General features: G+C 39.0%; 6 protein-coding genes and 1 pseudogene. 5 read left to right on the top strand and 2 right to left on the bottom strand.

Features of this window, described 5'->3' with window-relative positions:
- The 5 genes and pseudogenes from QWZ08_RS23725 to QWZ08_RS23710 all read left to right on the top strand — a co-directional run.
- Positions 1-600 (top strand): glycoside hydrolase family 16 protein (locus tag QWZ08_RS23725; RefSeq protein ID WP_290340097.1); only part of this gene is annotated, 600 nt, incomplete at its 5' end.
- A 615-nt stretch (positions 601-1,215) separates the two neighbouring features.
- The gene (locus QWZ08_RS23720; protein ID WP_290340096.1) at positions 1,216-1,653 is read left to right on the top strand and encodes a VOC family protein; all 438 of its coding nucleotides are present in this window, start codon (positions 1,216-1,218) and stop codon (positions 1,651-1,653) included.
- Positions 1,654-1,880: 227 nt separating this feature from the next.
- The gene (locus QWZ08_RS28280) at positions 1,881-2,003 is read left to right on the top strand and encodes a lipoprotein (protein ID WP_353960507.1); all 123 of its coding nucleotides are present in this window, start codon (positions 1,881-1,883) and stop codon (positions 2,001-2,003) included.
- A gap of 311 nt (positions 2,004-2,314) precedes the next feature.
- Positions 2,315-2,746: pseudogene (locus QWZ08_RS28275) on the top strand (M13 family peptidase); the annotation flags it as partial.
- Positions 2,738-3,577 (top strand): M13-type metalloendopeptidase, encoded by an 840-nt coding sequence (locus QWZ08_RS23710; protein WP_353960509.1) that lies wholly within the window; start codon positions 2,738-2,740, stop codon positions 3,575-3,577. The pseudogene QWZ08_RS28275 and the gene QWZ08_RS23710, both read left to right, overlap by 9 nt.
- 294 nt (positions 3,578-3,871) lie before the next feature.
- Here the strand turns inward: QWZ08_RS23710 and QWZ08_RS23705 are convergent, their stop codons facing one another.
- Together QWZ08_RS23705 and QWZ08_RS23700 are read right to left on the bottom strand one after the other, a co-directional pair.
- Positions 3,872-7,132, bottom strand: coding sequence for a caspase family protein (locus tag QWZ08_RS23705; RefSeq protein ID WP_290340093.1), 3,261 nt, complete (start codon positions 7,130-7,132; stop codon positions 3,872-3,874).
- Positions 7,133-7,191: 59 nt separating this feature from the next.
- Positions 7,192-8,085: a M12 family metallopeptidase gene (locus QWZ08_RS23700; RefSeq protein WP_290340092.1), complete on the bottom strand. Its 894-nt coding sequence runs from the start codon at positions 8,083-8,085 to the stop codon at positions 7,192-7,194.
- Positions 8,086-8,595: the final 510 nt, after the last annotated feature.

Below are 8,595 nucleotides of genomic sequence, written 5' to 3'. Positions count from 1 at the left end.
TGCCCGCTTCTCAGGTGGGTCAACACTCAGGAATGGTGGGTCAACATCACAGGAATTTATAATGCAACACCCAAAACATTTAATTATACCTCTGGCAGAATTGAATGTAAAACCAATATTTCAGCATCCGCCGTTACTCCTAAAATACGGATAGTGGCCCGCATAAAACTGCCCGCCGGTTATGGTATGTGGCCTGCCTTTTGGAGCTATGGCGATCCATGGCCAACACAGGGAGAAATAGATTACCTGGAGGCGAGAGGGCAGGAGCCTTTTAAATACCAAACCAATTATTTTTATGGCAGGGCCGCCAACAGGAACCTGGTAAAAAACCAGGTAGGTATCATTACCTCCGGCGTAAGCCTCACAGATTGTTATCATGTGTATGAAATGATATGGTCGCAAAATAGTTTAACCTCTTTATTTGACGGGGTTATAGTTGAAACTAAAACGGGCAGTTATGTGCCCAATCTCTTTGGCAAAACAGAACGTGTTGCGCTGAACCTGGCAGTTGGCGGCGATTTCTTTTCTAATTTTAATGCTGCGCAAATTGTAACCGGCAGCATGTATGTAGATTTTGTAAAAGTATTTAAATCGAATTAGCATTTGGCCAGGTAAAAGTTACCACAAATTTTCATAGCCGGCTCTGCTGTAAGGGGCCTGCACCAGGGCGGGCAATGGTTGGCAGTTTTACCATGCGCTTTCGGCCACCATCAGTTTTTTGAATGACCTGTTAACAGCCCTGCCTGCCGTTTTCCTTGCCGGCAAGGTTTTCACGGCACGGGCTGCAAAAAATAAAAAGGGCTATCCAAGAATAGATTGCCCGTGTTTTTAATATCTATGAGCGGTAAAAATAAGTGGGATAATTAAGGGAATAAATGACCATGGTCAGGATTTTGACTTATTGGTTAACTAAATTCTATGCGTTTGGGTTATCCCGTGTGTAAGCTGACTGGTTTATACAATAGCATATCGCCTTTATTTTTCTGAACCTGTTGCTGCAGGTTTTTCTGCGCCGCAGGAAGATTTTTTTTAAACGCCTGTTTTAGCAGTACCGTTGATGAAGAATGTATCTTTCGGGCAACGGCTTACCAATGGCATTGTGAGCGGATTGTGCATGTTGTGCTGTTCTCCATTTGCAGCCATCTGCAAAGTTCGCCCATTTGAATTTTTAAAAACTTTTCCTAATTTTCATCTCATAACATAAAACAAAAAGCAATGGCAAGCGTATCCATCTACCTCAATTTTGCAGGCAATGCAGAAGAAGCATTCAACGCTTATAAAAGAATTTTTAAGGCTGAATTTTCTGCTCCCATTATGCGTATGGGCGACATGCCTGCTCAACCCGGTATGCCCGCCCTTTCTGAATCCGACAAAACAAAAGTGATGCATGTGGCATTGCCAATTTTGGGTGGCACACAAATTATGGCAACCGATATGCTTGAAAGTATGGGGCATCATTTGGTTGAAGGCAATAATGTTACCATCAGTTTAAACCCGGATACAAAAGAAGAAGCCGACCGGTTGTACAACGAACTCTCCCTGGGTGGAGCGGATGGCGTGGCGCCACATGATGAATTCTGGGGCTACTGGGGAACCTGCAAAGATAAATTTGGCATTCGCTGGATGTTTAATATTACCAATCCACAGAGTTGATAAAAAAGGTTGATTAAAACGTACCTGCCTGCAAAAGCATTGTTGCCATTTTGCAGGCAGAGATATTTGAATGCAGGCTTTTCAATAGCCTTTCGGTCGGCAGAATATATGCTGTGGTTTATCACGTGTCAGAATGGGCGATGCTAACTGTTTAAAAATAATCCTTTCCCGGGTGTGCCTTTACAGCGGCATAGCTTTTTTAATTTATCTTCATTTACACAACGTAAATGATTATGAAAAAAATACTCTTTTTGCTGGCTGCAACCGTTTTAGTGGCAGCCTGTAATAACCAAGTTCCAGAAAAACACCATAGCAGTAACTGGTATCCACTCCTCCAAAAAGCCCGGTGATAATTTCTTCTTATACATCAATAACAAATGGAACGATTCAGCGCAGATACCGCCATCGCAATCGGGCGTTGGTGCATACATGTTTATGAATTACCCGCAGCGGCTGCGCCTGCAGGGTATACTGGATAGTGTGTCGAAAGCCACCAATACAACCGGCAGCATTGAGCAGCAGCTTTAACAGGCAGTGACACCGCAACGGCACTCAGCAACGCTACGCTGGTATACGACATAGAAAAACAAATTGCAGCCTCGCATAAAACGAATATTGAACTGCGGGATATCAATGCCAATTACAACAAAATGCCGGTAGCGTGTTGGCAAAGCGTCAGCCAAATATAGGCTGGCCAAATGTTTTGACTGTGTTAGGTGCTACAACTTATAGCCTTGACGTTGAACAACTTGCTTACTACGACAAACTGAATACTTTGCTTACCATCATACCCGGCCACGACTGGAAATTGTATTTAAAAGCCAACACGGTAGCCAGCTATGCCAGCGAATTAAGCAAGCCTTTTGGCGATGCTGCATTTGAGTATACCAAAGTTGTGTAGGGGCAAGCAGTGCAAAAAGCCAGGGGCGAGCAAATAGCGCAAGCAGTAGATAATTTATTAGGGGAAGCCCTGGGCCAGTTATACGTAAAAAAATATTTTACAGAAAATGCCCGCAAACGGGCGCTTGACCTGGTGAATAATTTGCAGCAGGCATTCGCAACAAGAATCACCCGGCTTGACTGGATGAGCGACAGCACCAAACAAAAAGCGAAAGAAAAACTGTTTGCCATAACAAAAAAGATTGGCTATCCGGATAAGTGGAGAGACTATACGAAGGTGCATATTGAACGCAGCAAATACTTTGAGAATGTAGTTTCCGCCGCCAACAATAATTACCAGCACCAGCTGCAGAAATTAGGGAAGCCAGTCGACCGGTCGGAATGGTTTACTACCCCCTCCACTGTAACGGCGTATTACAATCCGGCAGCCAATGAAATTGTATTTCCGGCAGCCATTTTACAACCACCCTATTTTGATGAAGCTGCGGATGATGCATTGAACTACGGCGGCATTGGTATGGTAATCGGTCATGAAATGACGCATGCATTTGATGACCAGGGCGCCCAGTTTGATAAGGATGGCAACGTTACGAATTGGTGGACGAAAGATGATTTCACCAGGTTCAAAGCCAAAACGCAGCAGGTAGTTGACCTGTACAATACATTTACGGTACTGGATTCGTTGCATGTAAAAGGCGCCCTCACCCTTGGTGAAAACACGGCCGATATAGGTGGCCTAGCCATCGCCTACGATGCGTTTAAATTAACCCCACAGGGGCACGACACCACCACCTTCGATGGCTTTACACCCGGTCAGCGGTTTTGCATCTCCACCGCCCGCATCTGGCGGGTAAAAATGAAAGATGCCTTCATGCGCTACTGGATCAATAATAACCCGCACTCACCACCCATGTGGCGCGTAAACGGCCCGCTAATGAACCTGCCTTATTTTTACCTGGAGTTTCATATACAGGCTGGGGATAAGATGTATTTGGGGGAGCAGGATAGGATTAAGATTTGGTAGGTAAGAAGGATTGATGGATTTTTACTTGTTTTAGTAACATAGTTTTCAAGTCAATACTTGGTGAGACTATGATTCTTTATTCAGGATACATTCAGGCTTGGAGGACGGGTTTTTAATCCGTCGGTCTTTTTCGCTCCGTTTATATACTCGAAATTTCGTAAGCAAACTCAGCTTGCCTAGGTTTCAGCAAATTATTAAATGCATTTCATAAAGGGGTTGTTGAGGCCATTTGCAAACATTAAACAAAGAGGGATTTATAGTTTGAAACAGTTTGATGTACATCTTTTACAATCATTATTTTTTGAAGAAAGAATGACCAATCTCTTCAATTAGTTTTTTTAAATTTTGCACAAAGAATGAACTGTAGCTGATCCCTTCGCTATCAACAATCCGCTTGAAGGTTTTTACCCGTGTTTCCTCTTTAGAAGATTGCGCCAAACGAATGGCTACTTTTTTAGAGCCAAGGCAATAGAAAGCCACTGCTTGTTCTAAATAGTCGGGGGCTTGTCGCAAATTCTGATCAAGTTCGTCGAAAATATTTATTGCCTGTTTATATGCCTTCTTATTTTTCTTTTCAATTTCAATTAATCCCATTAAGTTACGCTGCATCTCGAAATAAATGCTATCGCCGTCTTCAAAATCGTTAAAGTTTGATAAATACTTTCCCGATTTTCCACAAAAAAACTGTGCACTATCCAACTTATTATTCAAATAAAATAGTCTTGCGATTTTTAGGTTAGACTGAAATTTTAAATAATTAGCGCTTTCATACTGTTTGCCGATACTGACTAATTTATCTTGAATTTCAGATATTTTATTTAGTATGGCATAATAACTGAAGGCCTCAGAATATTTTTTTTTCTTAATTGCGCTATCTCCCAGAGATTCAATTTCTCTATCAAAGCTTACAGTAAAATTGACAAATTCGTTTAAAGAGTCCGCCTTATTTAGATATAACTTGGCTGAATCAAAATTATTACTAATCAAGTAAGTTTTCCCCAAAGAATTAGTTGTCACTGAAGATAAGGGTGCTAATTCATACGATTTCTTCAAAAAATAGAGAGAAGAATCTTCTATATTCCACGATTTTGAGCCATTGTTGTATTTTAAATTTAGCCGAGCCATTGCATAGTTTAGAGAAGGACTTGTCGGTATAGCGGCAAGCCCTATGCGAATAATATCTTTGGCTTTGTTGACGCTATCTATACTTTCCCACTGTTTACTATACATAGTAAATATTGATGGGTCTTCTGTATTTGTTGAAATTATTTCCTGAAATATCTTGTCTGCCGCATCTGGTGATTTGGCTCTGAAGACAAATGAACAATATTTTGATAAAAACTTATAGTCATAAATGTTGTTCTGAGTGTCTTTTGTCTTTTCCAAAACAATTTGAAACAGAGAATCCGCTTTTTCTTTTTCCCCTTGTCTGAATAAAAATGAAACGTAATTTTCCAGTGCTGCTGTATCAAAGTTGTTAAGCTCCCACGCCTTCTCGTAAAAATACTCTGCGGAGTCTAACAATCCTTGCCTGTCATATAATTTCCCTAGCCAAGTAAGGCACTGACTATCGCCGTAGCGTATACCTCCTTTTGTAAGAAAAAACTTTACCAACTCTTCATTGCTCTTTTGGTTTTCTCTTATTTTGAAATAAATTCTACCTAAGTTTAAATATGCATATGTGTTGGCGGAATCAACTTCAAGTGCCTTAAAATTATAGTCTATTGCTTCCCTGTAATTCTTGACCGTGCTGTAATTGCTGATTTTGTTATCTACAATTGTCTCATAATTATAACCTAGCCATGAATATATTCTGGAATAACTGGAATCTTTGTCCAGTATTTTTTTGAAAAACTCAATGCTTTTTTCATATTCTTGAATCTGATAGTAATTAGTAGCAATGTTGTATAAAGCATAAGTCCAGTTAGGAGAATATTTTAAAGCCGAATCAAATAGGCTTGCAGCTGTGAAAAATCTGCTTTTATTTTGAAAGAGAACACCTTTGGTGTGAAACATGTATGCAGTCTTCGACATTTTAAGAGCAGAGTCAATTAAATCAAGCCCCTTTTTCCAATCTAAAGGATTGTTTGAACTTGCTAAAGCTCTGGCTTTTAAGAAATTAATTTTGGGTAGTAGATTAACTCGAAACGAATCTCCTATTGGTCGTAAAAAGTATGCGCAACTCAATTCTTCAGAAGCTAGATCAAAAATTGATTTTTTTGTATTAGAAAGCTTACCCTGAATGTATAAATCAAGAGTGTTTTTTACTTTGTCTTGCAGCGCTATGACTAGCCGCAACCGTGCATTTGTAACAATTTTGGTATCTGCACCAGATTTTTCCAGCAGTTCATAATAGTCATATGCTGAATAGCACTTTGGCTCTAATAATTGATTTTTAGAAATCTTAAAAATTATACTGTCATATAACGTATCCTTCGGCTGTCCAATAGACTGATAATTTATCTTTATTTGCTTTACTTCTCTTTTTTTATCTTCAGCTATACTAAAGCTTCTTCTTGCTTCAATATCCTCATTAGCTCTAAATCCTTTACTCAAAGCTATTGGCTTTTCGGAAGTAGCGTTTGATACAGTGCTATGAATGATATCCCGCAAAGAATCACTGATTCGCCTCGCCTCTTTTTTGACTGAATTCGGAATATCTTCCGTCAAAACAATATTTTGGTTTACATCTTTGTAAAATACTTTAGGCTTTTGTGGTTTCATTCTAAGAACATTAACAACATAGGGCGTAACTTGTGAAGTAAGGTATTGATCTAATTCATTTACGGTCACTGTGTTCCAAGGTGGTAAATTATCTGCTGCGCCTTGAAGTCCTAACAAAAGAAAATAAGTGAACACACCGCTACCTGGTGTTAATAAAGGTGTCTCCCATGATGATTCTCCTCCTGTTGCCGAATAAAAATAAAGGTCGCCATCTGCCTCAGGTTTCTCCGTTTTTTGTGCAACTATATCAGGCATACCAGTTACCCCATTCAGTCTGGTTCTACATGCGTCTATGATTAAAAATACCTTTACACCTCTTTTTTGGAAGATTCTTGAGGCTTGACTTTTTATGAGGCTAATTGGTATGTCTTGATAAAGTTCACCATCGGCTGTGACTACATCTTCACGATAGTAGCTATCAAAGCATGCCAAGCTTTGATCTACTTGGGACAGAGCACCATGCCCTGACCAGTAGATAAAAACGCAGTCTCCAGACTCAAGATTCGGTTGCAAATCAATCATCCATTGGCTGAGAGTTACTTCTATAAAATTTACTTTGGCAGAATCATTTGTAATTTTTACGATGTTTTCAGGCCTAATGCCTTTTATATACCCTTTTAATAGAAAATCGGCGAATCTATCTGCATCCATGCTAGGATAACATAGTTTATTAAAAAATGTACTGTCATCGTATTGTTGTATACCAACGATGAATGCATATTTTGTAGGAACATGCGGTACTGCGTTTCTAGATTTTGTGTTTTTATTTTGACAATAGCCCACTTGCAAAATAGTGAGACAAAAAACAATATTCCAAAGCGCTAATTTCATTTTTGTTGATTAAATAATCAGTGTAATTATTTAAAATTTATAAATCCGACTCTCAAACATTAAAGTCTATAAATTCTTCTTATCGTTAAAGCATCCCCGTCCGAGATACTAATCCTCTGACCCGGATTAATTCCTTTGGGTAATGATGGAAAACTAAGACATTCTGTTTGTGGATACTGCATGATGGAATTGTAGTCGTATTCGCCAATATCAATTGCATACGGATCCATTTTAAAGGCATGCCTATAATTGATATTATCCGTGCAAGAAATTTGGACTTGTACCTTTGTATCTCTATCTGCCCGCGTATGTTCATGATAAAGGCCTAACACATGTCCGATTTCGTGTGCGATATTGCCTGAAATAGCCCACTCTGCAAGCTCGATCGTCTGAACATTTCCTATTTTACCGACGTTGCTCTGGGTAAATTGGGAAGGCATAAATAAAATATAGTCGTCTTCAATTGTTCGTTCAATAAAACGTATTGCAGGCAGTTGAACATTCCATAAATCAAAAGCGGCTTTGATTCTATCACGATGACTATAGGTAGAACTTATTACATAGGGTATAATTATCCTCCCATTATGATGATCCCACAACTTATCTGTAGTTCCTACGCCCTTTGCGCCCTTTGCGGTATAAGTCACCTTAATATCCCCTTCAGTGTACAAGGTGTCTCCTGCTCGAAAGCCAAAAATTGTATCTCTAACTCCCTTGTAAACAATCGACATAGAATCTTCATGCATTGAGGGTACTGAACGATAGTTATTAATTTCGGCTGTACTTTGCCTTATCCGATCAGGTAATGCCTCATTTTCCTTTGTTGCGTCTTTTACCACAACTGGCGAGTCGTTTTGTTTCGATGTATCCTCTGCATCAGTTTTGCTTTTATTGTTACAGGATGTGAATAGGAGAATAGCGAACGAAGCCAAAAAAATAATGCGTGTTGACATAAATAAAATTTAATTATTAATCCTGATTTTGTTAGATGTTGAAGATTTTATTTACAAAAACATAAATTTTCCGTTATAGCACTTATAAACCCTTCGACAGTATGAAAATCTGCATATTTCAATACACTATCTTTCAAAAATTTATCAAGCATATCAAATGAATATATTGCCCAATTGTAATCTTCATTATTACCCTTGTAATATTAATTTGAATATTGTGGGCTGTAAACAGTGCTTGAGTCTAAAACTTTATCTTTATATTTTTTAGATTATGCGTTTAACTCGTAAGTACATAATACAGTCGCCTCGCCTAACAAAAGCCTTCGGCACCTTGATCTTTTGCAGGAGGCATTAAGAGAGGCCTACCATCTGGCAACTTTTGATTTTATTTTTCAAGACTTAATACGCTTGAGTGTTTTGTTCCTTCAGTTAATTGAGTTTCGCCTAATCCGTGTTGTCCTTGTCCTTATTACAGCAATTTTATTACAGAAAATAATAAGATAAAAGAAT

Origin of the sequence: Ferruginibacter paludis (assembly GCF_030409685.1) — a bacterium.
In the GTDB taxonomy this organism is placed as follows: Bacteria; Bacteroidota; Bacteroidia; order Chitinophagales; family Chitinophagaceae; genus Ferruginibacter; species Ferruginibacter paludis.
This window is presented reverse-complemented; position numbering and strand designations above follow the sequence as displayed.

Excerpts from the sequence above, each read along its gene's own strand:
- QWZ08_RS28280 (WP_353960507.1), top strand. The coding sequence starts at position 1,881 with ATGATTATGAAAAAAATACTCTTTTTGCTGGCTGCAACCGTTTTAGTG.
- QWZ08_RS23705 (WP_290340093.1), bottom strand. The coding sequence starts at position 7,132 with ATGAAATTAGCGCTTTGGAATATTGTTTTTTGTCTCACTATTTTGCAA.
- QWZ08_RS23710 (WP_353960509.1), top strand. The coding sequence starts at position 2,738 with ATGAGCGACAGCACCAAACAAAAAGCGAAAGAAAAACTGTTTGCCATA.
- QWZ08_RS23700 (WP_290340092.1), bottom strand. The coding sequence starts at position 8,085 with ATGTCAACACGCATTATTTTTTTGGCTTCGTTCGCTATTCTCCTATTC.
- QWZ08_RS23720 (WP_290340096.1), top strand. The coding sequence starts at position 1,216 with ATGGCAAGCGTATCCATCTACCTCAATTTTGCAGGCAATGCAGAAGAA.